This is a genomic window from Lacticaseibacillus sp. YLM2-1, from assembly GCF_056583465.1.
This window is the reverse complement of sequence record NZ_CM152617.1, coordinates 2,605,320-2,630,212: the sequence shown is the minus strand read 5'-3', so window position 1 is coordinate 2,630,212 and position 24,893 is coordinate 2,605,320. Positions and strand designations below refer to the sequence as shown.

The following is a 24,893-nucleotide window of genomic DNA, read 5'->3' as shown; positions in this document are numbered from 1 at the left end:
AGATGTCTCGGTCATCACTTTCCGAGGCATCTCTTTTTGTCAAGCCTACTTAACGTGAAAGGCCGCCAGATGGGCCGCCAAGTAAGGGGCAGTTTCACCTTTCCCTTGTTTGGCGATTGCTTGCGGTGTGCCAGCAGCCATGACGCGGCCACCTTCTGCACCGCCTTTTGGTCCGAGATCCAAGACATAATCAGCGTTAGCGATGACGTCTAGATCGTGTTCGATGGCAATAACCGTTGCACCGGTTTTGAGCAACCGTTGAAAAACAGCGATCAACGTTTGAACATCCAAGGGGTGTAGACCTACCGATGGTTCATCGAAGACAAAAAGCGTGTCTTTTTGGGAGCGTCCCATGTGGGCAACTAGCTTCAGGCGCTGCGCTTCACCGCCAGACAGCGTCGGGGTACTTTCACCTAAATGCAAATAACCGAGGCCCATGTCATGCAGGGTTTGCAATGTGTGAGTAATAGCCGGTTCGTCTTTCAGAACGGTCAAGGCGGAGTCCACGTCCAGATCTAGCAAGTCGGCGATGCTGTGCTGCTGCCATTTGATTTTCAGAACCTCGGGGTTGTAGCGACGGCCGTGACAAGTCGGGCAAGTTTGCTGCATGTCAGGCAGATACTGGATATCTAAGTTAATGACGCCGGTACCGCCGCATGTCGGGCACGCGCCGGCTTTGACGTTGTAAGAGAAATGGCTACTCGTATAGTGCTTGGCTTTGGCATCAGGCAAACTGGCGAAAAGGTGTCGCAGATGGTCGAGAATGTCTGTGTAGGTGGCGACGGTTGAGCGGACATTTTTACCGACCGGCGTAGCATCAATCGCAACTACATGGCGCAGGCCGCCGCGGTCAAGATCACGAACAAATGCTGGAGCTGGTTGGTCAGCAGTTGCTGACAGCGCTGGTACTAGGGCGTCAAAAATCAAAGTTGACTTGCCAGCACCAGAAAAGCCGGATACCACTGAGAAGCAGTTAACTGGAAAATGGACATGCAGGTCATGAAGGTTAAATCGATCAGTTACGGTTAATTGCAGTTGTTTGGTTTGCTTAATTTCTTGTTCACCGGCTTGCGGGCGAACAATCAAGGGAGCCGCTCCGGTTAAAAAGGGTGCAATCAACGAATGGGTATCATGGCTGATCGCTTCAGGGCTACCTTGATCAATGAGTCGGCCGCCAGCAACGCCTGCACCGGGACCAATCTCAATCACTTGATCGGCTGCCTCAATGATGGCGGTGTTGTGATCCACAACGACCAGCGAGTTGCCTTGATTGACCAAACCGTGCATGACTTCTAGCAATCCAGAAACGTTTGCAGCATGCAGACCGATGGACGGTTCATCAAGGACGTAAAGTACGCCGGTCGTTTCAGTCCGAAGCGTGCGACTGAGCTGAATGCGTTGCAATTCACCAGTCGATAAGGAAGCCGCGGCTCGACTCAGGGTCAGGTAACTGAGGCCAAGGTCCATGATGGGCTTAAGCAATTGCGTCAGTTCTTGGATAATATCGTGCGCCAGTGACTGCATATCTGCTGGCAACCAGTGATAAATTTCGGGAATGAACGCGGCTAATTGCGTTAAAGTCATATCACTAACCTGAGCAATGTTTTGATCCACTAGGTGCTGGCTCAATAATTTCGGGGCAAATCGGCTGCCATGGCAGGTCGGGCAGATGCCAAACTCATAGAAGCGATTCAGCCGCTGAATGGCGCGTTCATTTTTGGTCGTCGCTAAAGAATCTTCGACCGCATTGAAGGCATTCTCGTACTGTGCATGGTCCATATGAAAAATTTTGCCGGTTTTGCTGGGGATATTGATGGCGTATTTTTTACGTTCACCGTGCCAAACCTGTTCTTGCTGATCTTTTGGCAGGTCCTGGAAAGGCGTATCAATATCAATGCCGATTGCTTGTGCGACAAAAGGCATAAAATTGCGACCGGGTAAGCGCCACGAGGCCACGGCACCTTGACGGATTGTCAGTGTTTGATCAGGGATGAGCCGGTTGGCGGCCAGTGTGCGCGCTTGACCAGTACCGCCGCATGTCGGGCAGGCGCCAGTTGAATTGAAGGCGAAATCTTCAGCAGCAAAAGCCATGAAACGGACGCCACAGGTCGGACAAGTGATCATGCCCATACCACTTTCACCGTCATTGGGCAGATCCATTGCCTTGGCAATATCGAGAGTTGGCGACACGCGGTGACCATTAGGACAAACCGGCGAGCCGAGACGGGAAAACATGAGGCGAATGACGTTGAGCGCTTCTGTGGCCGTACCGACAGTTGAGCGGATGCCTGGAACGGTTGGCCGCTGCCGCAAAGCGATGGCACTAGGGATATGGCGTACTGAGTCAGCAGCAGCAGGACTTGTTTGGCCAAGGCGCCGGCGGGTGTAGGTGGACAAGGCACTCATGTAGCGGCGCATACCTTCAGCGTATAACACGCCCATGGCTAATGAACTTTTACCGGAACCAGACCGACCAGTGATCGCCACCAGTTTGTTAAGCGGAATATCAACATTGAGATGCTTCAAGTTGTTAACGTAAGCGCCGCGAACACTGATATGATCGGGAATTGCCATCAAACCACTCCTTTAAAAAGATAGACATAGCCGGCTACTGACAAAATCGGGCTAGCTACGTCCTGATATTGTCATTGTAACGCTCCTAGAAAAACGGCAACAGTCGGCGACAAAATTGTGTCGCCCAGTCAACTGAAAAAGCCTCACGCAACTGAGCGTCAGGCTTGATTGTGGTGATCTCCATGAGGTGTTTGTGCCACGAGATGACCGGTTTATTCGGTGACTAAGGTGCCAGTTGCTTGGCTGAGAAGTTTGATCAACTTCAGATACTTTTTCTCGCCAAGTTCATGATAGAGACGTTCTAAGTTGCCCAAGTATTCAGGCCCGAGATCCTCAATTGCTTGCTCACCTTCTTCGCTAAGCACGAGCTTGAAGCTGCGACAATCTTCAGGATCGGGTTGTTTTTCAAGCAAACCCCGGTCAATCAGCGGGCTGCTGGCTTTGGTGATCGCAGCCTTGGTGACGTGCATCTCTTTGGCCAAGCTTGTTGGTGTTCTTGGCGTGGCATCGGTCGCCATCCAGAAAAGCAGGTTTTGTTGATTCAATGGAATCTCCGATGTTGAAACCGGTGAAAAGAGTCGGTTGAATTGATTCACCGACTGACTGGCTGCCAAATATTGCTTTTTCATAAAAGTGCTCCCCCTTTTTTTCATAACCTCTGTATACTTTTAGTATGAAGGATTGAGGTTGATTGACGCAATAAATACGGCAGAAAAAAGCTCAATTTGTTAACAAAATCACATAGCAGGTGACTGAATGGTGGACAACGAAAAGGAGCAACGATTCATGATCGAATGGCAAGAGCTGACAGCCTTTGCAAAAAAGGTATCTGAGCAAGATCACAGTGGCCACGGGTTTGACCATATTCAGCGGGTTGTGGCGACAGCAAAACAACTAGCTGCGCAAACACCAGAGGCTGATACAGCTGTTGTGTTGGCGGCGGCCACGATGCATGATACCTATGACGATAAATTGGTTCCGGATGTGCCAATAGCCAAAGCCGCCGCCCAGCAGGCAATGGTCGACGCTGGCATGCGCGCTGACCAAGTCCAAATGGTATTGACGATTATCGATCACATGTCGTTTAAAGCAAACTTACAACACCATCAATCGTTGCCGGTCGAAGGACAACTGGTTCAGGATGCCGATCGTCTTGATGCCATTGGTGCCATTGGCATTGGTCGTGCTTTTATGTATGGCGGTGCACATGGTGGGCGGATGTATGATCCAGATTTACCACCACGAGCTGACTTAACCGCGGCTCAGTATCGTACAACAGAAGGCACCGTCATCAATCACTTTTATGAAAAACTGTTGAAACTCAAGGATCAATTGAACACCGATGCGGCCAAAAAAATGGCGATGCATCGCCAACAGGTTATGGAAGATTTTCTAACCGAGTTCAAGGCCGAGTGGCACGGTAGACGGTAAGGCAAGGCGGCTCTTTTATGAAAGGACAGCATGGCCAGTTAAAACAGCTGTAGCAATGCGCATTTTTTTGCTTTCTACGCTACATTTTTATAAAAAGGACTTGCGAGCTATGGGGATTTAGTGTACATTAATTAGGCAGTTGTTTTTAAACAACACAGCCATTTGCCGTCTTAGCTCAGTCGGTAGAGCGCATCCATGGTAAGGATGAGGTCGTCGGTTCGAATCCGATAGACGGCTGATAGTACCGCGCCTGACAGATATTAAATCTGTCAGGTTTTTTTGTGAGCACGAACCAACCCGGTTAGAAACCGGAAAGTATGTGGTCTTGGACGTGAGGTCGGGCTTTGATCATTACGACTAAGCTCCTTATGCGTAGGTTTTTGGGATGACTCGCGCGTTATGGTGGGACCTTATGCTTCACTTTCTAAGCATGACACGCCTCTTCACGGCTATGTTTCACCATGCACCCTGGCTTCTAAAATGTTACCCTTAAAGACAAACATGCCAAGAAAGGATTGACTTCATGAAAATTCTTCGCTCATTTGTCCAACTTGTTGGCGTTGCTGCAGGTTTTATCGCCTATTCGTCTGCCGAACTTGCGTTGATCCGCAGTGAGGCCACGTGGGGTGCCTATGGGGCCATTGGTGCCTTGGTCTTTGTATTCGGTGCACTGATTGCTGCATTGATGGTCTGCTATCGACATTTTTACCGCCAACAACCTGCGCTGGCGGTGGCTCATCCTTCTAGCGTGATCTGGCAAGGTATCGGATTGCTATTTTTGATTCAGCTCATCACCGTGACGCTCACGCAAGTCATGCACGCGCCTCAAGCTGCCAATCAAAGTAACCTGCTTGATTTAGTTAAAAACTATCCGTGGTCAATCAAGTTATTAGCAGTTGTTGGTGGCCCAATCGTTGAGGAGTATCTATTTCGGGGTTTCTTGATGAACAGTTTCGGCTCTTTGAAGCGGCGATCCTGGCAATGGGCGAGTGTGCTAATCAGTGCCGCAGTCTTCGGCTTTGCGCATGTGGCCGGAAAAGTGGATTATAACTTCTTCATCTATGCCGCGCTTGGCGGCGTCCTTGCTTGGACTTACTTGCGAACAAGAGACATGCGTTATTCGATTGGGTTGCATATGCTCAACAATGCAACAATTTTGCTCGTGTAGAATTTTCCAAACTAAGGTTAGGACATCATTCATAAGCGTCAAATAAGAATGAACAATTTTCGCAATTGGAAGTTGTTCATTTTTTATTTTCTCATAAATGATTTATTGGGGTTTTAAAGATCCCAGTGCCAAGGCGAAGCAATCGTAGGCCGGATGGGGATCAGCTGTGCAAACAACACAGCGACCGGGCTTTGTCGCTGATGTTGTTAGGCGACTTCGAGACCGCTTTTTGGGCTCGAAGCGCCGTCACGCGTTCCATCCTCATCTGGCCGGAGATTGCGGAGTTTGGCATGGCAAGAAACTTGTAGCCTAGATTGGTCGCATGATCGTCACCATGATTGATTCAATAAGTGAATGTTAATCATGCAAAAGATCAATTTAGCCGATGACGATGATTCTTGCTACACTTAATAGCAAGAATATAAGGAGGCAGTTATGAGATCATTTTTGAAACGAGTGCCGTTACCGATGGCGGGACTGACACTGGGATTGGCATCGTTGGGTAATCTATACAAACTGGCAGGTTGGCAATTAGTAGGGAACCTAACAGGAGGCTTAGCTGCTTTGCTGTTTGGACTGATTTTACTGAAAATTTGCCTGACTCCCTTACACGCAGCTAAAAGTTTACAGGATCCGATCATCGCATCGGTGTCGCCGACATTTTCGATGACCTTGATGATCTTGTGCACTTATTTAACTGCTTGGGGAATGCCGGTGGGGATCGCTACTGTCATCTGGGTATTAGCAGTGATTATCCATTTTGGCTTAATGATTTTTTTCGTTTCACGGCATTTGCTCCCGCAACAAAAAGAATGGCAAATGATTTATCCGAGCTGGTTTGTCACCTTTGTCGGTATCGGCGTCATTCCCGTGACCAGTGGAAAATTCGTGCCAGCACTTGGGCAGCCCCTTTTCTGGCTTGCATTTGTGATCTACGTGGCAGTTTTTCCGTTTGTGCTGCATCGTGTCAGGACAATACCGCTGCCTGAGGCAACACAGCCCTTACTGACGATCATCGCCGCACCGGCTTCGCTTTGCCTGACCGGTTATCTGGCCAGCTTCACGCATCCGAATTTGGCATTTGCAACCGGCATGTTGATTTTTGCACAGTGCCTGTATTTTCTGACCCTTTTCAGCATTCGACAGTATACGCGGCTGTCGTTTTATCCGAGTTTTGCCGCCTTCACCTTTCCACTCGTCATTTCCGCAACTGCTTTGACCCGCTTTATTGCTATCTTTGCCAGCAAGGGGTTGGTGCATAACTTGTTGAGCGTGTTGCAGTGGGGTGAGTGGCTTGTAGCGAGTTTGATGCTGATATTTGTGACCGGCCATTATCTAAACTTTTTGCGGCTTACAGCTAAAACAGTCAAGCAAGCAGCTGCTACTCAAGAAGTGTCTGATTAATAGTCATCCAAAGCAGCTTGGCCATCAGCGGGTTACTTCCGAAGCGCGAGCTGCTTCAACAATTCTATCTAGCATGGCCTGTTTGTGGGGCCAATTGGCGGTTGGGTTTTGCAGCAAGTAAAAATGCCGTTGAAATTGCGGCCCAATTGCTTGTGCCGGAGCATTGCCGAGTGCGACTTGATCCGACAAAAGTGCCTGCCCGACACCTTGTTGTACCAATGCCAGCAGCATGGCATTGTTATTGACGGTCATCATGTGTTGCGGCGAAATACCGGCTGCTTGCAGGTAAGCGGTGGTGTAATAGCGCATCCCAGAGCCTTCTTCGCGGGTAATCCAAGTGCCGGTAGACCAACCTGCAGCGATCAGTTGATCCGTACAAAGGGTTGTTCGGACAGCGCCCTTTAAGGTTAAAGGTTGTTCAATAAAGCCTAAATCTAAATGTTGGCCTTCCAGCTGTTTGACAACTTGCAAGGAATTGAGCACGGCGACATCATATTGCAAGTAAGGAAAAGCCTTTTTTAAAGCCGCGGCGATTCGGGAAAATAGAACAGCGGCGACACTTTGCGATACGCCAATATGCAGGTCAACAATGGCATCCTTTTGACTATTTTGAATCGCTTCCTGCGTTTTTTCCCACTCAGCCAGCATGTTGCCACTAAAGGCATACAAAATATCAGCAGCTGCTGTGGGAATCGTCGCACTGCGTTTGTTTCGTTCAAATAAGGTTGTTTTTAGTTGATGTTCCAGCTGATGAATATGGTGTGACACAGTTGGCTGGCTGGTGAATAAGTGCGTGGCTGCCAAGGAGAAGCTGCGTGTTTCGTAAACGGCCATGAAGGTACGGAGTAGATTAAACAAAAATAAACCCTCCAAATTTTTAATAAACAGAATTGATTAAATCGTCCCATTGATAATTTATCATGATTCTAGAAGCCAAACAAACGCCCGTGTCAGCGAAGACACGGGCGTTTGTTGATGATGCATGGGTGGCATTAGACACGCGCCTCAGAGGCATCCCCTGCATGTGTGTAGAGATCAGCGGGCAGTGCCGTGATCAATGGACTTGGGGCGTCCAAAGCAACGAGTGTGAGATGGTGCAAGGCTCGGGAGCAAAGTGTGTAGAGAATATCACGGTCGGCTTCATTTTGATACGTGGTTGCAGAAATATCCCAACCGATGACTGCGTCAAACTCTAAACCTTTCGCGAGATAGACTGGCAAAATGACACAACCGTTTTTAAGGCTATGGTCATTAGCCGATAGCAAGGTTACTGGTGCATCAAGTTTGAGAGTGGCGTAAAGTTGATCAGCCGTTTGGGCATCTTTGGTTAGAATCGCCACGGTGGTATCGGTTGCCAGCAGTTGCGTCACCAGTTTTGACAAAGCATCGGGTGCTTCCGTGCGCGCTACCGTCAAGACTTCTGGTTTATCACCAGCACGGTTAAACGCCTGAATATGGTCGTGTTCTGGTAATAAAGCTTTGGCAAAGTTAGTAATCGGTTGCGTGGATCGGTAGCTTTTGTTCAACGTAATGAGTCGAATTTTATAGCCGGAAAAAACGTCCTCGATTTCATGAATGAAATCACTAGGCTGATAATTACTGGTAAACACGTCTTGCTTGGCATCGCCCAACAAAGTCAACTTGGCTTTAGGAAAGGCGTGTTTCAAGTACAACAACTGCGCCATACTGAAGTCTTGCATCTCATCAACGAAAACATACTGAATCAGGCTATTTTGACCGCTGCCGGTGCTGAGATCACGAAGATAAAGCAGCGGGGCGGCATCTTCTAAGCGTAATTGATGCGCTTCGATTCCGTCTGAAAAGGCGTTGACCATTGTGTGCCAGATAGCCGGAGCAACGGGTGGTTTCACCTGTGCCATGAATTGCTGATAGTCTTGGAACACATCGTAAAAATGATCGTTGTACAGTGCATCGTAGATTGGTGAAAATGCTTTTGAGACAATAGCTTCCGAGACAAATCGCTGTTCATCTTCACCGGTTTCGAATTCGTGATCGGCGGTCAAGGTTTCCAATTCAGTTTGTGACAGATCGGAAACGCGCAACTGCACCCAGTCTCGTTTGGCTTCCATATGAATTCGGGTATTCAGACGTTTGATCAAAGCATTCTTAGTGGCGGTAAACTTATCAACTGGCTGCATCAATGCTGGCTGGGCTTGATAAATTTTTGCGATGGTTGCGGCTGAGAAGAAAGTCTCACCGTTGAACTCAACGTCAATAAAATGCGGTGTCCGCTTCGGTTGCTTAGCATAGGCGTAGATAGCTTCAAGATAGCGCGGCGCTTCTTTAAAGCGACGGATATGCTCAGCAGCTGGCGGCAATCCAGCTGCATCATGTTCATAACGTTCAAATAATGTTTCAACATGTAAGCCGGTGAAACGGTTTGCCAAGAATTCAAACAAGGTTGCCTGCCGCATATTCTTTTCGCCTAAGCTCGGCAAAACTTGTGAGATGTAATTGGCAAACAAGCGGTTAGGCGAGAAAAGCACCATTTGGTCAGCATCCAGATCGCTACGGCTGTGATATAGCAAGTAAGCAATGCGTTGCAGGACCGCACTGGTTTTCCCGGAGCCGGCGACCCCTTGAACCACAAGCAAGTCGCTGGTGGTATCACGAATAATGTCGTTTTGTTCGCGCTGAATGGTCGCGACAATATTTTTCATGTATTCGTCTGATTGATCGCCTAAAACGGATTGAAGGATTTCGTCGCCAACGGTTTCATTGGTGTCGAACATGGTTTTGATGTGGCCGTGTTCGATTTGGAACTGACGCTTGTTTTTCAAAGTGGCGTGTTGTTCGCCTGCTGGTGTATCGTAGCTGACATCGCCAAGGGTACCGTTGTAATAAATAGAACTTACCGGCGCGCGCCAATCATAAACCAAGAATTCGCCATCTTGGTCAATGAAGGTGGCAGTGCCGATATAAAGCGTGTCGGGATCGCCATCTTCGTCAATATCGATACGGCCAAAATAAGGATTGTCCGCTAGCAGGGTGAGACGATTACCTTCGTGTTTGAGAATGGTTTCATTTTCGACGGCGCGGGCAACCATGACTTTCTGCTGTTGAACCGCAGCGTTGGTTTCCATTTGGTCATCGACTTCGGTAACGTTGACCTTGGTATTTTCACCGTAAGATCGTTCAATCCGGCTGGTTTCTTTGTGCGCCGCTTCGATCTGGTCATGAATGGCCGCTAGCCTTGCCTTGAGCTTCTCAATGACCGCCGTGACCCGAGCCTGTTCTTCTGCCTTCGTTGCATTTTCCATAGAAACGGCGCTCCTTTCGGTGTTTAAAATGGTGTCGATAATTGTACGCTGGGCACTTGGAAAAGTAAAGAGCGTGAGCAGGCCCGGTTAGAAACCGGAGCATAAGTGGCCTCGGACATAAATGGCTGGGCTTTGGCCATTTATGTCCGAGGTCCTTATGTGCAGGTTTCTGGGCCTGCGAACGCGTTTGGGAGAGCGTGAGCAGACCCGTATGTGTCAAGCTTTTCTCGGTTCTACTCTAATTAAACTTGATCCTATTGTCCGAGTTGACTCCGCGGCGATTCGGGGTGGCGACCGCGCAGCTAGAGTGGTGGGCACGACTTCGAGCCAAAGCGCAAGCCCGGCGCGCTGTCTCGAAGCTCGGTCTTGGTCTAAGCGGAGAAAACCACTCTGCTAAGACCAATCTCACCACTGAGCCCATCGCCGCTCCGCCAACTCTCTGCTTTCTATCCTAGTATTCGAGCTAGATTGCCCATGGCACTGCTTCTTGAAGCGTTTAAGACAGTGGCAGGCGTCTGCGAAGTTAACGCGAACTACCGTTAGTTCACCAGCTCCCAGAAGAAAGATGAACTTGCCAGAATATAACACACCTTATCTTGTTGCACGTGAAAACTAGGTGTTACACTTACTCATATCACATTCAATTGGAGGCATAACATGGCTGATTTGTGGCGGACAATTTCTGAACGGCACGGCGAGTTGCTTAGTGCCTTGGGGCAACATATCGAAATATCTTTAATTGCCTTGATGATCGCCGTTGTGATTGCGATTCCATTGGCCGTTTGGGTCCAGACGCATCACAAAACTGCGGCAGTGCTGCTGCAAGTGACTGGTGTTTTGCAAACCATTCCTTCGTTGGCCTTGTTAGGGTTGTTGATTCCGTTTGTGGGTATCGGGACACTGCCAGCGATTATTGCTTTAGTGGTGTATGCTTTATTGCCGATTTTTCAAAATACATATATCGGTTTACGCGATATTGATCCTTCCTATGAAGAAGCAGCCGATGCGTTTGGCATGAGTCGATTGCGGAAGTTGTTCAAAGTTGAATTGCCCATCGCCTTACCGGTTATCTTGTCGGGCGTCCGGACTGCAATGGTCATGATCATTGGTACCGCGACGCTGGCAGCTTTGATCGGCGCCGGTGGCTTAGGCACGTTCATTTTGCTAGGTATTGATCGAAATGATGCGGCGTTAACTTTAATGGGTGCTTTGGCAGCAGCGCTATTGGCGATTGTCTTTTCGTGGCTCTTAAATGTCATGCAAAAAGTCAGTTGGAAGGTCAGTGTCGGGGTTGTGGCGGTTGCCGTCCTTGGTATGGTTGGCAGCCAAGTATACACTTATGCGACCGCACCAAAGGAAACTATCACGATTGCGGGAAAACTAGGCAGTGAACCGGATATTTTGATCAATATGTACAAAGAACTCATTCAAAAAGCTGATCCTGATGTCGGGGTCACGTTGAAATCGAACTTTGGACAGACGAGCTTCTTGTACAATGCGTTGAGAACCGATAAGATCGGCATATACCCTGAGTTTTCCGGGACGGTTCTGGCAAGTTTGACGAAACCATCTGCCGCTCAGCAACAACAGGTGACGGCTGGTAAAGATAATTATCCACTTGCAAAGAAACTGCTTGCTAAACAAGGCCTGAGTTATCTCAAACCGATGGCGTATAACAACACCTATGCTTTAGTCGTTAAGGAAAGTTTTGCCAAGCGTTATGATCTGCATACCATTAGCGATCTTGGCAAAATTGCACCATCCATTCGCGCCGGATTTGATTTAGAGTTCATTGACCGGCAAGATGGGTATAAGGGCATCCAATCAAAATACGGCTTGCAGTTTAAGGTGGATTCAATGGATGCTTCCTTGCGTTACCAAGCTTTAGACCGCGGGCAGATCAATTTGACCGATGGGTATACGACTGATGCGCAATTGCGGCAATATCATCTGGTGGCGTTGCAAGATGATAAGGGGTTGTTTCCGATTTATCGCGGTGCACCATTGATGCGAACTGCCTTTGCCGAAAAACACCCGCAACTTGTAGCTGCATTGAACAAGTTGGCTGGTCAAATTACGGAAAAACAGATGCAGACCATGAATTATGCCGTGAGTGTGAAGAACGAAAAGGCCGCAACTGTGGCTCACCGCTATTTGGTTCAGCATGGCTTGCTGAAGGAGGTGCGCTGATGGCATTGATCAGTCTTGAACACGTCACAAAGGAATATGACGGCAAGCCCGTGGTCAACGATCTTAGCCTGAAGGTCGATCAAGGGGAGTTATTTGTGCTAGTCGGCACCTCCGGCAGCGGCAAAACCACGACGCTGAAAATGATCAATCGTTTGGTTGATCCAACGAGCGGCGTCATCGAATTTGCCGACAAACCGCTCACCAGTTACAAAATGCGCGACTTGCGGTGGGATCTGGGGTATGTCCTGCAGCAGATCGCCTTGTTTCCAACCATGACAGTGGCGCAAAACATTGCCGTGATCCCCGAAATGAAGGGCTGGTCGCGCCAAAAAATTCGGACGGCAACAGACGAGTTACTCACAACAGTTGATTTGCCGCCAGCCGAGTATCGCAATCGCATGCCAAGCGAATTATCCGGAGGGCAGCAGCAACGCATCGGTATTTTGCGGGCCTTAGCATCACGGCCTAAGGTGGTCTTGATGGACGAACCGTTCTCAGCATTAGATCCGATTTCCCGCACTCAGCTTCAGGACATGCTGCTGCATTTGCATCGTGCCTTGAAGACCACTGTCATTTTTGTGACCCACGATATGGCTGAAGCGATGAAACTTGGTGATCGGATCGGCGTGATGCGCGGTGGCAAACTCTTGCAGGTTGATACGCCGGAAGAAATTGCGACCAATCCGGCTAACGATTTCGTGGCGGATTTGTTCAAGGGAGCGCAAGCCAATCAGGGTCTGCAGGTCACGCTCAGTCAGTTAGCACCATTTGCAGCGGATGTGTCGGCCCGGCATGCGGTTGGCGGCAACTTGACGCTGGCCGAGGCGTTGCCGCTTTTAGATGCGCATGAGGCGTTGCGCGTGAATAGTGAACATGGTGCGTTTGTGGTCAATACCCATAGTGTTGTCGCTTATCTCGCAAGTGCATTTGTCGATCAGAACACAGAGACGAAGGAGTGATCGTGATGGCTTATGATTATGGAACGATTGTGATTGGTGGCGGCCCAGGCGGCTTAGCAGCAGCTTACGGTTTAGCAGCAAAGCAAAAAGTATTAGTCGTTGAAAACGATTTGTGGGGCGGCACCTGTCCCAACTATGGCTGCGATCCGAAAAAAATGCTGTATCGTGGTGTCGAAGTTAAAAATGCTGCCTTGCGCATGAACGGTTTTGGTATCAGTGGGACGGCGAAGATTGACTGGCCATCCTTAATGGCCTTCAAGCGCAGTTACACAACCGGCGTACCTGCTGGCACATTGAATGGCCTGACTCATGCTGGGATCACGACGTTGTATGGTCATGCTCAGCTTCTAGGTGAACATGCTGTCAAAGTTGGCTCCCAAAACGTGACCGGTGAACATATTGTGATTGCAACTGGGCACACGCCTCGTTATCCGGACATTCCTGGGGCCAATCTGCTTAAAACGAGTCGGGATTTTCTGGACCTTGATCAGTTACCAACCAGCATTGCCTTCATCGGAGCCGGTTATGTCAGTGTCGAACTGGCCAACATCGCTGCAGCGGCTGGCGCAGATGTGCATATCATCGGTCATTCTGATCGGTTGTTACGGGCATTCCCCAAAGTCGCCACTGAAGCTTTAAAACCATTGCTTGCCAAGACCGGGATTCATTTTCATCCTAATGTCGAACTGACTAAAATCACGCCCTTAGGTACCATGACCCATCTACATGCTGATAACTTCGATTTGAATGTTGACATGGCAATCACTGCCATGGGTCGTATCGCCAATGTTGCCGACCTCGGGCTAGCCAATGCTGGTATTAAGGCTGATACGCGTGGTATTCCGGTTGACGACCATCTTCGCACCGCAGTTGAGACGATTTATGCAATCGGCGATGTCAATTTGAAGCCACAGCCTAAATTAACACCGGTGGCCGGCTTCGAAGGCCGTTATGTTGCCAACCAAATTTTAGGCGACCAAGCACCCATTAGCTATTCGGCCATTCCGACTATCGTCTTTGGCCCAACGGAGTTAGCCAAAGTCGGGGTTTCATTAGAGGCCGCTGAAGCAGCGCCTGATCAGTACACCGTCAAACACAACGAGATGACCCACTGGTACACTTACAATCGGGTCCAGGATCCTGACGCGCAAGTTTGGACCATTGTCGACAAAAAGACCGGCCGACTTGCCGGTGCTGTCGTCTTAGCCAGCTTGGCTGAGGACTTGATCAATACCTTCGCAGCGGCCATTGATACTGGTGAAAAGCCGAGTGATTTAAACAAGATCTATGCTTATCCAAGTGCGCAGAGTGATTTGCAGTATCTCTTTTGATATGGGATGATATGACCTTAATTGGTATGTTGTTTTAATTATATGTTGGACTGGTAGGTTTTATGCCAGTCCTTTTTTTATTAACTGATAACCGAGTATTTGAAGGGGGCACTAATGAAATCTAATTTATTGCTGAAGAATATGACGATCAGGTTTGATCGAGAGATTTTACATGATGTCTCTTATGAGTTTAAAAGCGGCTACTTTTATTTGTTGCAAGGCCAGTCAGGTATTGGCAAGTCTTCATTATTGAATGTGCTTGGCTTATTGAAGCGGCCGATTGCAGGCGAAGTGGTTTATGATGGTCAAAATCTTTGGTCACTGGATGATGCGACACAAGCGCGTGTGCGGCTGAAAGATTATGGCTTTGTCTTTCAACAACATAACTTAATCGACACGATGACACTTGAAGAGAATCTCAAAGTGCCGCTTTTAAAAAGCAACCTGCCAGAAGCAAAGAAAGCAGCTCGCGTGACAGCCATTTTGGATAAGCTGGGGCTTGAAGACCAACGTCACATGTTGCCCGAGGATTTATCCGGTGGCGAAGATCAGCGCGGTGCTATTGGTCGAGCTTTGATTTCCGGTGCACGGATTATTTTAGCTGATGAACCAACAAATTCCTTAGATAGTGAAAATGCCCGTATGTTTTATGAACAATTAGCGGACTTTGCTCACCAACAACAGGCGATTGTGATCGTTGCGTCACATGAAACGCTGCCGGAAGACTATGCTGATCAAATTTTGACTATCAATAACAGGCAATTAGTGCCTCAGTCGGGTACTAAACTTTTCAATCGTGCAATTCCAGAAAGCATGGCAGGCCAACCGACAGCATCTGCTGTTACATATCGATCAGATTTGTCCAATAAGCAAGCGCTCGTCTATGACAACTATCAATCAGCAAAAAAACTGCCTATTGGCTTCCTTGTCATTGTTACGGTCATGTTAGCCGTTGCCAGCATAGTTTTAAATGTGCCACAAATTTTGGCAAGTCAGCAACAACGTGAACTCAATCAAGCAACGGATAATTCACTTTTTGTCACGAATAACACCCTTGGTACGGGCAGTCATCAGGATCTCGATCCATTTCGAAATTTGACGATTAAACAGATCCAAAAAATCAAGAAAATGCCGGGGATTACATCTGTACAGCCTTACTACACCTTTCTTTCATATGGCCTGACAAAAGAAAATGTTAGACAGCCGGTTCCCAAAGGGTCCAATTTTTCATTAGGCGGAAAAAGTTATCATGTCGATGAAACCTTTTCAATCCAGCCAATTTATAAGAGTGATTTGACCAAAAAATATTTGTATGCAAATGGACATCCAGCTAAAGTGGGAACAAACTTCATAGTCAGCCAAGACTTTCTTGAAAAAAATCACATATCGACAAAATCTGCGATGGGTAAACAAGTAGCATTTGAAGTCTATATTCCATATGCACAATATCTTTCAGAAAGTGAGCTGCCAACCAATAATAAAAAGAAGGTCGCGATAGATGGCAATATATATGTTCAGCAGCCATTGGCAGCAACCATCACTGGCGTCTATGCCTCAAACTATCCTTATGATCGGTCAGAGCAAGGTAACGCTTTTTTCATGGATGATGCTAGCATGACGACTTTGCTGCACAGCGCGATTCGAGCAAATACAACGTCAGATCAGATTTTTCAAGGCTTCAAGCAACAGCCTTTTGGGTATAGCGCGCTCAGATTGGAAGCTAAAAGTTATAACGATATGGTTTCAATGACTAAAACTATCAAATCAAGTTCCGGTTTTTATAGTGTTTCCTCAGTTGCACAGAATGTGGCGTCACTGAATGCTACTGTGCAGAAAGCGAAGAACGGCACGCGGCAGATTGCACTTTTATTCATCATGGCAAGTATGATTGCGTTGACCATACTTTTCAGTATGAACAATCGACAGCGATTGCGGGAAGTTGGGATTTTAAAAGCGGTTGGTTTCACAACTAAAGATGTTCGGCGCATTCTTTTCTGGAATGCCATGAAATACGGATGCTATTGTTTTGGTGGTGCTGCGCTTTTAATTGTGGTTGCGGCAACGATAATGGCGCTGCGTTTGGGAGTTCACTTCATAGCCATCATTTTGACAGCTTTTATCACAAATCTTGCTCTGAGTTTCGGAGTGACCATTTTTGCTAGCTTATGGCCGATTCGGCTGATTAGCCGTAAGGACCCGATTGACATTATAAAGGCTTCATATGGGCAAAAACGTGGCTGATTTGATTGAATCAAAGGTGCGCTTACCATGCCATTTGTCATTGCTACCGCATCGAATAATTGATGTCATTAGTTGGAACAAAACTGAGCAAATTGATAAGTCACAGATGTAACCTTGCATTGACATCACTAGCGAATTTAGCTAACCTAAACCCATATTCACACAAACGATGAGTAGCTTATCTAAGTGGTCTCCAGAGAGTCGACAATGCTGTGACGTCGATGACCATGGTAGGCAAAGTTGGGTCGTTTGCGTTATGTTCGGTGGGTGCGCCTTAAGCCAAGAGAGGTCCGCAAGGCGGACAAGTTAGGTGGTACCGCGCGCTTGCGTCCTATGTTGTTATGACATAGGGCGCTTTTTTTACGATAACGAGTTCACAGTCGCAGAAACCTGCGCATAAGGACCTTGGTCGCAATGACCAAAAACCGGTCATCACGCCCAAAGCCGCTTATGTTCCGGTTTCTAAGCGCTCCTGTTCGCGCTCACTATAACGCGCTCGCCAGCGCTGCAACCTGCGTGTAAGGACCTTGGTCGCAATGGTCAAAGTGCGACCATCACGCCCAAGGCCGCTTACACTCCGGTTTCACCCACGCTGGCTCGCGCTCACTATAACGCGCTCGCCAGCGCTGCAACCTGCGTGTAAGGACCTTGGTCGCAATGGTCAAAGTGCGACCATCACGCCCAAGGCCGCTTACACTCCGGTTTCACCCACGCTGGCTCGCGCTCACAATATAAGGAGGAAACAAGTATGGCAAAGAAAATCATTTTAACAGGTGATCGACCAACAGGACGGTTACATATTGGTCACTACATTGGTTCACTGAAAAATCGTGTGGAACTGCAGAACTCTGGAGAATACGAACCGTTTGTTATGATTGCCGATACGCAGGCATTGACGGACAACGCCAACGATCCAGAAAAAATTCGCCACTCTTTGCTGGAAGTGGCCTTGGATTATTTGGCGGTTGGGATTGACCCAGACAAGACGACGATTCTGGTACAAAGCCAGATTCCGGCTTTGTTTGAATTAACGGCCTACTACTTGGATCTGGTGACGGTGAACCGGCTGGAACGTAATCCAACCGTGAAAGCTGAAATTAAACAAAAAGCCTTTGGTGATAGCGTTCCAGCAGGTTTCTTCATTTATCCCGTTAGTCAGGCGGCTGACATTACGGCGTTTAAGGCGACAACGGTGCCCGTGGGTGACGATCAGGAGCCAATGCTGGAGCAGACTCGTGAGATTGTGCGCACGTTCAATCGGACTTATCACAAAGATGTGTTGGTTGAACCTGAAGGCTATTTTCCACCAAACGGTCTTGGCCGGTTGCCAGGGATTGATGGTAATGCCAAAATGAGCAAGAGCTTAAATAACGGGATCTATTTGGCGGACGACGCTGATACCGTTAAGCAGAAGATTATGTCAATGTATACCGATCCGGGCCATATTCACGTTGAAGACCCCGGTAAGGTGGAAGGTAATGTTGTCTTTACCTATCTTGATATTTTCGATCCTGATAAGCAGCAAGTTGCTGAGTTGAAAGCCCAGTACCAACATGGCGGCTTAGGGGACGTGAAGATCAAGCGCTACCTGATTGATGTCATGGAGGCAGTGCTTGAACCTATCCGCACTCGGCGGGAGCACTATGCCAAGGATATGGGGGCGGTTGCTGATATGCTCAAGCAAGGTTCGGCTAAAGCCAATGTGGTGGCTAATCAAACGCTTCAGGAAGTTCGGGATGCGATCGGATTCAACTACTTTAAATAGTCAAGTTCCGTCTTAAGCCGGATGTCGAAAACCGTCGTCATGGTAGAATGATGGTATAAGCAGGAAATTGATGATAAGCGTGAGCAGTTGTAGCCTGCCTTTTCACGGAAATACCGTTGTTTTCTGACGGCTTTTTCCGTGAAAAGGTAGGTAATTGTGAACGCATTAGAGGGGAATTCATATCAATGAAAACGAAACGATTAAGTCCAGTTGCGGTCACAAGTATTGTCCTTGGTGTGATTGTTGCTATCTGCCTGATCTTCGGAATCGGCACCTACAACTCATTAGCTAAGCAGAATCAAGCCGTTGAAGCGCAATGGGGCCAGGTTGAAAACGTCATGCAGCGACGGGCTGACTTGGTGCCTAACTTAGTTAATGCGGTTAAAGGCAACATGGGCCAAGAGCAGAAGGTTTTTGGTGACATTGCTGAAGCCCGCAAGTCGTATGCTAATGCAAGTTCGACAACTGACAAAGCTAAGGCCGATGATCAGTTGAACAAGAGTGTGGGTACTTTGATCAACGTGATTAAAGAGAATTACCCGACACTGCAAAGCAGCAATCAGGTGAACACCTTGATGACGCAGCTTGAAGGTAGTGAAAATCGAATCTCGGTTGAACGTAAGCGATATATTGATCAGGTTCGTGATTATAACCAGAGTGTTGTGACCTTCCCGAAGAATATTTTTGCTAGCATGATGGGCTTAGGGAAGAAGGACACCTTCAAAGCAACACCGGCTGCCCAAACGGTTCCAAGCGTTGACTTTTCAACGAACAGCTCTAGTTCCGGGAAGTAGGTGGCATCATGCGCAGGCACTTAGCGTGGTTTGTTGCCGCGCTGACGGGTTTGTTGTTGTTCACTGGCGCCGCGCAGCCAGTGGCGGCAGCCGAAGATCTGCCGGCACGGCCCACCGAGCATTACTATCTAGATCAAGACAGTGTGCTTGATGAAAGTACCAAGCAACTGATCGACAGTAAGAATCAGTATTACCAAGGCACTAAACAACAGCCGCAAATTGCCGTAGCAGCTTTAAAGTCGACCCATGGCGACCCCTTGTCAGACTATGCACCGGATCTTTTCCAGAAATGGGGAATTGGCAAGAAAGGTACCGATAACGGGGTGCTTTTGCTTTATGCGAATAATGGCGGCAAGCAGAACATGCGCATTGAAGTTGGTTATGGTTTGGAAGGTGATTTGCCTGATGCGCTGGCTGGGCGAATCTTGAATGACAATTTGAAGGACATCAAGTCACATGATCCTAAAGAACTGAATCAGGCCATTCGCAAGGTTTTCAATGCGGTTGCGACAGTCATCGATAAGAAATACAAGTTCCCTAAAGATCAAAACACGGTTTCTGATGAGACGATGAATCAATATCGCAACTCAAGTCAAGACAGCGGCGGCAACTTTTTGACGAAAATTGTTTTCATCTTTATCGCTGTCGTCGTTGTGGCCATCATCTTTGGTAGTCGCGGCGGCGGTGGTCGTGGTGGTCGCCGTGGTCGAGGTGACAGTAGCTTTTGGCTCTGGGTTATTCTGGACGCGCTGCTATCTTCTGGCCGCCGTGGCGGCGGAGGCGGCTTCGGCGGTGGTTTCGGAGGCGGCTCCGGTGGCGGTTCCAGCTGGGGCGGCGGCAGTTCCGGCGGCGGTGGTGCCGATGTTTGATTGCAAATATATTTCAATTACCAGACAGCGAGTCGCTGCCTGGTTTTTTGTGCTATGGTTGTTGAATTAGTCTTTTATGAACGGGAACGAGCGCATGTCATATCGCTTATCAGTGATATCCGATGACGGACAGGTAGTTTACGTGTGCAATCCCGTTGTTGAAAAGTGCGATCCTGATTGGGTGAGCACACGATCATTTTTGGAGGATTTGTTAATGCGGAATTTGACCATCGGTAAGCCATTGAAATTAATCGTGCTGTTCACGATTCCATTACTGATTGGCAATCTTTTTCAACAGCTTTATAGTTTTATGGATGCGTTGATTGTTGGGCGGACGATCGGTAAGGATGCGTTGGCGGCAGTTGGGGCAACATCCAGCATTGTTTTTTTGATTATTGGATTTGCGCAAGGGACCACGGCTGGACTTTCTATTTTGACAGCACAGGCCTATGGTGCTCATGATTATCGCCGTGTGCGACGCAGTTTCGGTACGAGCATTTGGATCACGGTTGGGATTTCACTGATTCTCACCGTAGCAGCCGTCACGATGACACGACCATTATTGACCGTGATGCAGACACCACCGGATATCATGGATGGTTCGATTGCCTTTGTGCGGGTTATCTATTTCGGCATTATTGCATCAATGAGTTTTAACTTGTTAAGCAATATGCTGCGCGCACTGGGCGATTCAAGAACACCGCTGTTCTTCTTGATCATTGCGACCATTATTAATATCGTATTGGACTTTTGGTTCATTCTCGGGTTTCATTCGGGGGTGGCTGGTGCCGGCTATGCAACGGTTAGCGCGCAAGTGATCGCGGCGTTGCTCTGTTGGATTTACATTCGCATGCGGATACCGCTTCTAATGATTCGGCGTCGTGATTTGCGCTTTGATTGGCACGATATTGTTCAGCATTTAAAAGTTGGGCTTCCGATGGGGTTTCAGATGTCGATTATCGCAATTGGCGCTGTCATTTTGCAGGTGATGTTGAATACATTAGGCACCAATGCGGTTGCTGCGTATACGGCGGCTGGACGAATTGACCAGTTAGCGACCTTGCCGTCAGCCTCTTTTGGGGTGGCAATGGCGACGTTTGCTGCGCAGAATCTGGGTGCGAAGGAATATGGGCGAATCCGTCGCGGAGTTTATCAAACCTTGATGGTGAACGTCGGCTTATCGGCAGTGCTGGGTGTGGTTATTATTCTTTTCAGCAAACCATTAGTGAATTTGTTTCTCGGGCCGAATCAACCAGCTGTGACGGCCTTAGCCCAGACTTATTTCCACTTCAATGCCAGCATGTACTGGTTGTTGGCGATTCTTTTCACGATTCGTAATTTGTTGCAAGGTCTTGGCCAGACGTTGGTGCCAACGGTTGCGGGATTCTTCGAATTGGGGATGCGGGCGTTTGCGGCGATTTTCCTCGTTGTGCCATTCGGCTTTGCTGGTGCATCGGCGGCCAACCCGCTGGCGTGGTTCGGCAGTGTGCTGGTACTAGTCAGCTCGTATGTTCGGACGATGCGGCGCATTAGACAGCAGGAAGATGAATTGGCTGGGCACCAAGATTAAAAAAGCGTTTGATTGATCGCCAACGGGTCAGCCCGTTAGCATCAGTCAAACGCTTTTTACGCGTTCACGCTCTTTTAAACGCGTTCACTGGCGCAGAAACCTGCACATAAGGACCACAAGCACACTGGCAAAACCCGGTCAATGCACTTGCGGCCACTTATGTTCCGGTTTCTAAGCGCGCCAGTTCAGGCTCTTTTAAACGCGTTCACTGGCGCAGAAACCTGCACATAAGGACCACAAGCACACTGGCCAAAACCCGGCCAATGCACTTGTGGTCGCTTATGCTCCGGTTTCTAAGCGCGCCAGTTCACGCTCTTTTAAACGCGTTCACTGGCGCAGAAACCTGCACATAAGGACCACAAGCACACTGGCAAAACCCGGCCAATGCACTTGTGGTCGCTTATGCTCCGGTTTCTAAGCGCGCCAGTTCACGCTCTGCTTTTAAAGTGTTTGCCATAGACTTCTAAATCCGCTTCTCCTTCTGGCAGGATAGCGATGGCTGGCAAATGGCCCCAGTGGTCATAACCGAATTTGGTGAACAAGTTGCGACTGGCTTGGTTATGCCCAAAAATTCGGGCGAGAACAGTGGTTAAGTCGTGCTTGGGTGCTTCGCGGTCAACAAAGGCCAATGCCGCGCTGCCAACGTGGTGACCGCGGGCGGCCACATCAAGGTATAAACTGATTTCGGCAGTTTGGTCATAAGCTGAGCGGTCACTATAAGCCGACAGTGTCAGCCAGCCAACGATTTTGTGGTCAACTTGAATCATCCAAGCGGGAAAATGGTTATTGTGAGCCGCAAACCAAGCTTGTTTCTCAGCGACTGTTTGCGGCTGCAAGTCAGCGGTTGCTTGATGGGTCGGGATAGTTTCATTGTAAATGGCGACAATTTTTGGTAAATCACTGGCTGTGGCAGGGGTAAATTCAATCAACGTCTGATGACCTCCATTTTGGTTAAAATGTGATGCGGCCCGTAAAGGTTGCTAAACTTGCCGTACCGTTATGGCTCATAGCCTCGAGCAATGGTTTCACACGATCACGCAAATCTGTGCTGAGCTTGAGTTCGGTCAAAAGCGCATTGGTTGTTGCAATCTCCCAGTGAGCATCATCTAAAGTAGGGTCTTCGACGATGGTGCCAGCGGTGTAGGTCCATGTGTTATCATGTGCGATTTGTGCCAAAGTGTCCGGCGTGATCAACGTGCGAATGTTGGCGACATCACTTGGAGCAATGGCATACAGCAAGCCTTGAATCATAGCCGCCTGCAGATGCCCAATTTGATCCAGCGCAGTTGGCTGCATTGACCACTCGGCGACATCAACGTGATCACAGACAGCTGCCATGTTTTTGAATAATAAGGCGAGGGCGTTGGCGGAAGCAAAGTACCAAAGACTATGTGCCAGGACAACCCGGTCAAAATGCTGATTGGCGATGGGCCCAAGATCATCCGAAAGATTAGTGTTGAAATGAACCGTTAAGCGATCACCAAGCGGTCCCGCAAGCAAGTGGTTCCATGCTTGGCCAAGCGTCAGCGGGGCGCCGTAGTCAGGCGAGGCGATGTCAATGCCAGTCACATGCCCGGCTGAGCCGACTTGATCAGCCAAAACGGCGCTCAGGTCGCCTTGCCCACAGCCGATTTCTAGAATTTTTTCGCCGGGTTTTACCTGCCATGCCTCAGCAATTGCGAGTCGATGGGCAGTTTGGCGACGCTGAATGGTCCTTGCATTGGCGGTTGGACCAAGTGCCATGAGATCTGTAATGTAGTCGAGTCGTTTTTCCATAGGATTTTCCTTTTAAAAATGTGTTGGTTCATGCTTTGTCTAAACGCGTTTGCAGTCGCAGAAACCTGCGTGTGAGGACCTCGGGCACAATGGTAAAAGGCCGACCATCGCACCCGAGGCCACTTACACTTCGATTTCTAAGCGCGACTCCTCACGCCCTGTCTAAACGCGTTCGCAGTCGCAGAAACCTGCGTGTAAGGACCTCAAGCAGACTGACCAAAGCCCGGTCAATGCACTTGAGGCCGCTTATGCGTCGGTTTCTAACCGCGCCATTGAACGCTCTGTCTGATTATGGCAGGTCGTTTCCGGCGGCGAAGTAGAGGTCATACCATTCTTGCCGGGTCAAAGCAATGTCGCCGGCTTCGGCGATGGCGCGAATGCGAGCGGGTTTGGTGGTTCCGGCGATGACTTGCACATCAGCTGGTACACGCAAGAGCCAGGCAGCAGCAATTGCGTTGGGATTGGTGGTATATTGATCGGCCAGCTTTTGAAGTAAGGCATTTAATTCAGGGAATTTATCGTTGTCGATGAAGACACCTTCAAAGAAGCCATATTGGAAAGGACTCCACGCCTGAATTGCCATATGATGCTGCTGACTGTATGGGAGAAGACCGCCATCATGATCAATGGAACGGGCATCTGCCATGTTTGTATGCATGCCGGCATCAATCATGCCTGTGTGCATCAGGGAAAACTGCAATTGATTGATGATCAATCGTTGCGGCACCGCCTGTTGGAGCAGTTCAATCTGAGCAGGATTGAAGTTGGAAACCCCGAACTGCCGAACTTTACCTTCATTTTGCAATTGCAGAAAGGCTTCAGCAACATCTTCTGGTTCCATGAGCGGGTCAGGTCGATGCAATAGCAAGCTGTCAACATGATCGGTACCAAGGCGTTTAAGACTGCCATTGACAGCATCCACGATATGCTCTTTGGAGAAATCATAGCGATGGGTCGCTTTTCGATCATTGACGATACCGACCTTAGTCTGAATCAGGACTTGATCACGTGTAAAGCTGGCCTTCTTCAACGCATCGCCAAAAAGCTGTTCAGCTTTACCATTGCTGTAAACATCAGCATTGTCAAAAAAGTTAATGCCGACGTCATAAGCAGCATCAAGTAGTTCGGTTGCTCGCGGCCGATCGAGATTCGGCAAACGCATAACACCTAACGCAATGGCAGAAGCGTGCAGACCAGAACGGCCTAGATCAATCATTTTCATAATGAGCATCCTTTCAGAATTGTTCCATGATGCTTTAAGATTATCACAAAAGCAGTGATGATTGCGTGAGAAAGCACCCTCAAGGACGACCTAATTTGAGGCTATCGCATGCTTTTGTGATGGTTATTAAGTCTGTGGTATTGGCCAATGCCTGACTAGCCAGCAGTCGAGTCTGCCATTGGTCGGACCAAATGTTGAAGAAAGCGCTACTTATAGCACATTCAGTAAAGATTGATGCCGATTTTTGGTAAACTAAAGGTAGATAGACCGATTGTCAGTAATAAGGCTTGTCTAAAAAGCCATGCAGGCGGTGTTTAC

The 24,893-nt window shown here is 48.5% G+C and carries 18 protein-coding genes and 1 tRNA gene; 12 read left to right on the top strand and 7 right to left on the bottom strand.

What is annotated here, in order from left to right:
• Positions 1 to 45: 45 nt before the first annotated feature.
• Positions 46 to 2,574: an excinuclease ABC subunit UvrA gene (locus AC07KQ_RS12700; protein ID WP_003567822.1), complete on the bottom strand. Its 2,529-nt coding sequence runs from the start codon at positions 2,572 to 2,574 to the stop codon at positions 46 to 48.
• A gap of 212 nt (positions 2,575 to 2,786) precedes the next feature.
• The gene (locus AC07KQ_RS12695) at positions 2,787 to 3,203 is read right to left on the bottom strand and encodes a MarR family transcriptional regulator (RefSeq protein ID WP_003567813.1); all 417 of its coding nucleotides are present in this window, start codon (positions 3,201 to 3,203) and stop codon (positions 2,787 to 2,789) included.
• Positions 3,204 to 3,330: 127 nt separating this feature from the next.
• Between AC07KQ_RS12695 and AC07KQ_RS12690 the strand changes: the two genes are divergently transcribed.
• The 4 genes from AC07KQ_RS12690 (at position 3,331) to AC07KQ_RS12675 (ending at position 6,577) form a co-directional block, all read left to right on the top strand.
• A complete protein-coding gene (locus tag AC07KQ_RS12690; protein ID WP_003571551.1) occupies positions 3,331 to 4,005 on the top strand; it encodes an HD domain-containing protein in 675 nt (224 codons plus the stop codon).
• Between the two features lie 164 nt (positions 4,006 to 4,169).
• Positions 4,170 to 4,242, top strand: a tRNA-Thr gene (locus AC07KQ_RS12685).
• 286 nt (positions 4,243 to 4,528) lie between these two features.
• Entirely contained in the window at positions 4,529 to 5,173 is a 645-nt protein-coding gene (locus tag AC07KQ_RS12680) for a CPBP family intramembrane glutamic endopeptidase (RefSeq protein ID WP_003567809.1), read from the top strand.
• A 435-nt stretch (positions 5,174 to 5,608) separates the two neighbouring features.
• Positions 5,609 to 6,577, top strand: coding sequence for a TDT family transporter (locus tag AC07KQ_RS12675; protein ID WP_003567808.1), 969 nt, complete (start codon positions 5,609 to 5,611; stop codon positions 6,575 to 6,577).
• Positions 6,578 to 6,601: 24 nt separating this feature from the next.
• Here AC07KQ_RS12675 and AC07KQ_RS12670 read toward each other — a convergent pair whose 3' ends face one another.
• Both AC07KQ_RS12670 and helD read right to left on the bottom strand, forming a co-directional pair.
• Positions 6,602 to 7,435, bottom strand: coding sequence for a LysR family transcriptional regulator (locus tag AC07KQ_RS12670; protein WP_003567806.1), 834 nt, complete (start codon positions 7,433 to 7,435; stop codon positions 6,602 to 6,604).
• A gap of 134 nt (positions 7,436 to 7,569) precedes the next feature.
• Positions 7,570 to 9,858 (bottom strand): RNA polymerase recycling motor HelD, encoded by a 2,289-nt coding sequence (gene helD, locus AC07KQ_RS12665; protein WP_274990911.1) that lies wholly within the window; start codon positions 9,856 to 9,858, stop codon positions 7,570 to 7,572.
• Positions 9,859 to 10,515: 657 nt separating this feature from the next.
• On the opposite strand from helD, the gene AC07KQ_RS12660 reads away from it, so the two are divergent.
• The 8 genes from AC07KQ_RS12660 to AC07KQ_RS12625 all read left to right on the top strand — a co-directional run bounded on the left by AC07KQ_RS12660 (position 10,516) and on the right by AC07KQ_RS12625 (position 21,577).
• Positions 10,516 to 12,048 carry an ABC transporter permease/substrate-binding protein gene (locus tag AC07KQ_RS12660; protein WP_003567802.1) on the top strand — a complete coding sequence of 511 codons (1,533 nt, stop codon included), beginning with the start codon at positions 10,516 to 10,518 and terminating at the stop codon, positions 12,046 to 12,048.
• Positions 12,048 to 13,007 carry an ABC transporter ATP-binding protein gene (locus tag AC07KQ_RS12655; RefSeq protein WP_003567800.1) on the top strand — a complete coding sequence of 320 codons (960 nt, stop codon included), beginning with the start codon at positions 12,048 to 12,050 and terminating at the stop codon, positions 13,005 to 13,007. Before AC07KQ_RS12660 ends, AC07KQ_RS12655 begins: the two co-directional genes overlap by 1 nt.
• A 5-nt stretch (positions 13,008 to 13,012) precedes the next feature.
• Positions 13,013 to 14,338, top strand: coding sequence for a dihydrolipoyl dehydrogenase family protein (locus AC07KQ_RS12650; protein ID WP_003567798.1), 1,326 nt, complete (start codon positions 13,013 to 13,015; stop codon positions 14,336 to 14,338).
• 114 nt (positions 14,339 to 14,452) lie between these two features.
• Positions 14,453 to 16,579 carry an ABC transporter ATP-binding protein/permease gene (locus tag AC07KQ_RS12645; protein WP_003567796.1) on the top strand — a complete coding sequence of 709 codons (2,127 nt, stop codon included), beginning with the start codon at positions 14,453 to 14,455 and terminating at the stop codon, positions 16,577 to 16,579.
• A 748-nt stretch (positions 16,580 to 17,327) separates the two neighbouring features.
• Positions 17,328 to 18,344 carry a tryptophan--tRNA ligase gene (gene trpS, locus AC07KQ_RS12640; RefSeq protein ID WP_274990910.1) on the top strand — a complete coding sequence of 339 codons (1,017 nt, stop codon included), beginning with the start codon at positions 17,328 to 17,330 and terminating at the stop codon, positions 18,342 to 18,344.
• A 185-nt stretch (positions 18,345 to 18,529) separates the two neighbouring features.
• Positions 18,530 to 19,138, top strand: coding sequence for a LemA family protein (locus AC07KQ_RS12635; RefSeq protein WP_003567793.1), 609 nt, complete (start codon positions 18,530 to 18,532; stop codon positions 19,136 to 19,138).
• 8 nt (positions 19,139 to 19,146) lie between these two features.
• Complete coding sequence (locus AC07KQ_RS12630; protein WP_003571520.1) at positions 19,147 to 20,007, top strand: TPM domain-containing protein; 861 nt, start codon at positions 19,147 to 19,149, stop codon at positions 20,005 to 20,007.
• A gap of 214 nt (positions 20,008 to 20,221) precedes the next feature.
• On the top strand, positions 20,222 to 21,577 hold the full coding sequence (locus AC07KQ_RS12625) for an MATE family efflux transporter (protein ID WP_003567789.1): 1,356 nt from the start codon (positions 20,222 to 20,224) through the stop codon (positions 21,575 to 21,577).
• A gap of 428 nt (positions 21,578 to 22,005) precedes the next feature.
• On the opposite strand, the gene AC07KQ_RS12620 is transcribed toward AC07KQ_RS12625, so the two are convergent.
• The 3 genes from AC07KQ_RS12620 to AC07KQ_RS12610 all read right to left on the bottom strand — a co-directional run bounded on the left by AC07KQ_RS12620 (position 22,006) and on the right by AC07KQ_RS12610 (position 24,575).
• Positions 22,006 to 22,506: a GNAT family N-acetyltransferase gene (locus AC07KQ_RS12620; protein WP_003571512.1), complete on the bottom strand. Its 501-nt coding sequence runs from the start codon at positions 22,504 to 22,506 to the stop codon at positions 22,006 to 22,008.
• Between the two features lie 22 nt (positions 22,507 to 22,528).
• Positions 22,529 to 23,353 carry a class I SAM-dependent methyltransferase gene (locus tag AC07KQ_RS12615; RefSeq protein ID WP_003567785.1) on the bottom strand — a complete coding sequence of 275 codons (825 nt, stop codon included), beginning with the start codon at positions 23,351 to 23,353 and terminating at the stop codon, positions 22,529 to 22,531.
• 289 nt (positions 23,354 to 23,642) lie between these two features.
• Complete coding sequence (locus AC07KQ_RS12610; protein WP_003567783.1) at positions 23,643 to 24,575, bottom strand: aldo/keto reductase; 933 nt, start codon at positions 24,573 to 24,575, stop codon at positions 23,643 to 23,645.
• Positions 24,576 to 24,893: the final 318 nt, after the last annotated feature.

Bases quoted from the DNA above. Each gene is read 5' to 3' on its own strand.
- AC07KQ_RS12700 (WP_003567822.1), bottom strand. From the start codon at position 2,574: ATGGCAATTCCCGATCATATCAGTGTTCGCGGCGCTTACGTTAACAAC.
- AC07KQ_RS12695 (WP_003567813.1), bottom strand. From the start codon at position 3,203: ATGAAAAAGCAATATTTGGCAGCCAGTCAGTCGGTGAATCAATTCAAC.
- AC07KQ_RS12690 (WP_003571551.1), top strand. From the start codon at position 3,331: ATGGTGGACAACGAAAAGGAGCAACGATTCATGATCGAATGGCAAGAG.
- AC07KQ_RS12680 (WP_003567809.1), top strand. From the start codon at position 4,529: ATGAAAATTCTTCGCTCATTTGTCCAACTTGTTGGCGTTGCTGCAGGT.
- AC07KQ_RS12675 (WP_003567808.1), top strand. From the start codon at position 5,609: ATGAGATCATTTTTGAAACGAGTGCCGTTACCGATGGCGGGACTGACA.
- helD (WP_274990911.1), bottom strand. From the start codon at position 9,858: ATGGAAAATGCAACGAAGGCAGAAGAACAGGCTCGGGTCACGGCGGTC.
- AC07KQ_RS12660 (WP_003567802.1), top strand. From the start codon at position 10,516: ATGGCTGATTTGTGGCGGACAATTTCTGAACGGCACGGCGAGTTGCTT.
- AC07KQ_RS12655 (WP_003567800.1), top strand. From the start codon at position 12,048: ATGGCATTGATCAGTCTTGAACACGTCACAAAGGAATATGACGGCAAG.
- AC07KQ_RS12650 (WP_003567798.1), top strand. From the start codon at position 13,013: ATGGCTTATGATTATGGAACGATTGTGATTGGTGGCGGCCCAGGCGGC.
- AC07KQ_RS12645 (WP_003567796.1), top strand. From the start codon at position 14,453: ATGAAATCTAATTTATTGCTGAAGAATATGACGATCAGGTTTGATCGA.
- trpS (WP_274990910.1), top strand. From the start codon at position 17,328: ATGGCAAAGAAAATCATTTTAACAGGTGATCGACCAACAGGACGGTTA.
- AC07KQ_RS12635 (WP_003567793.1), top strand. From the start codon at position 18,530: ATGAAAACGAAACGATTAAGTCCAGTTGCGGTCACAAGTATTGTCCTT.
- AC07KQ_RS12630 (WP_003571520.1), top strand. From the start codon at position 19,147: ATGCGCAGGCACTTAGCGTGGTTTGTTGCCGCGCTGACGGGTTTGTTG.
- AC07KQ_RS12625 (WP_003567789.1), top strand. From the start codon at position 20,222: ATGCGGAATTTGACCATCGGTAAGCCATTGAAATTAATCGTGCTGTTC.
- AC07KQ_RS12615 (WP_003567785.1), bottom strand. From the start codon at position 23,353: ATGGAAAAACGACTCGACTACATTACAGATCTCATGGCACTTGGTCCA.
- AC07KQ_RS12610 (WP_003567783.1), bottom strand. From the start codon at position 24,575: ATGAAAATGATTGATCTAGGCCGTTCTGGTCTGCACGCTTCTGCCATT.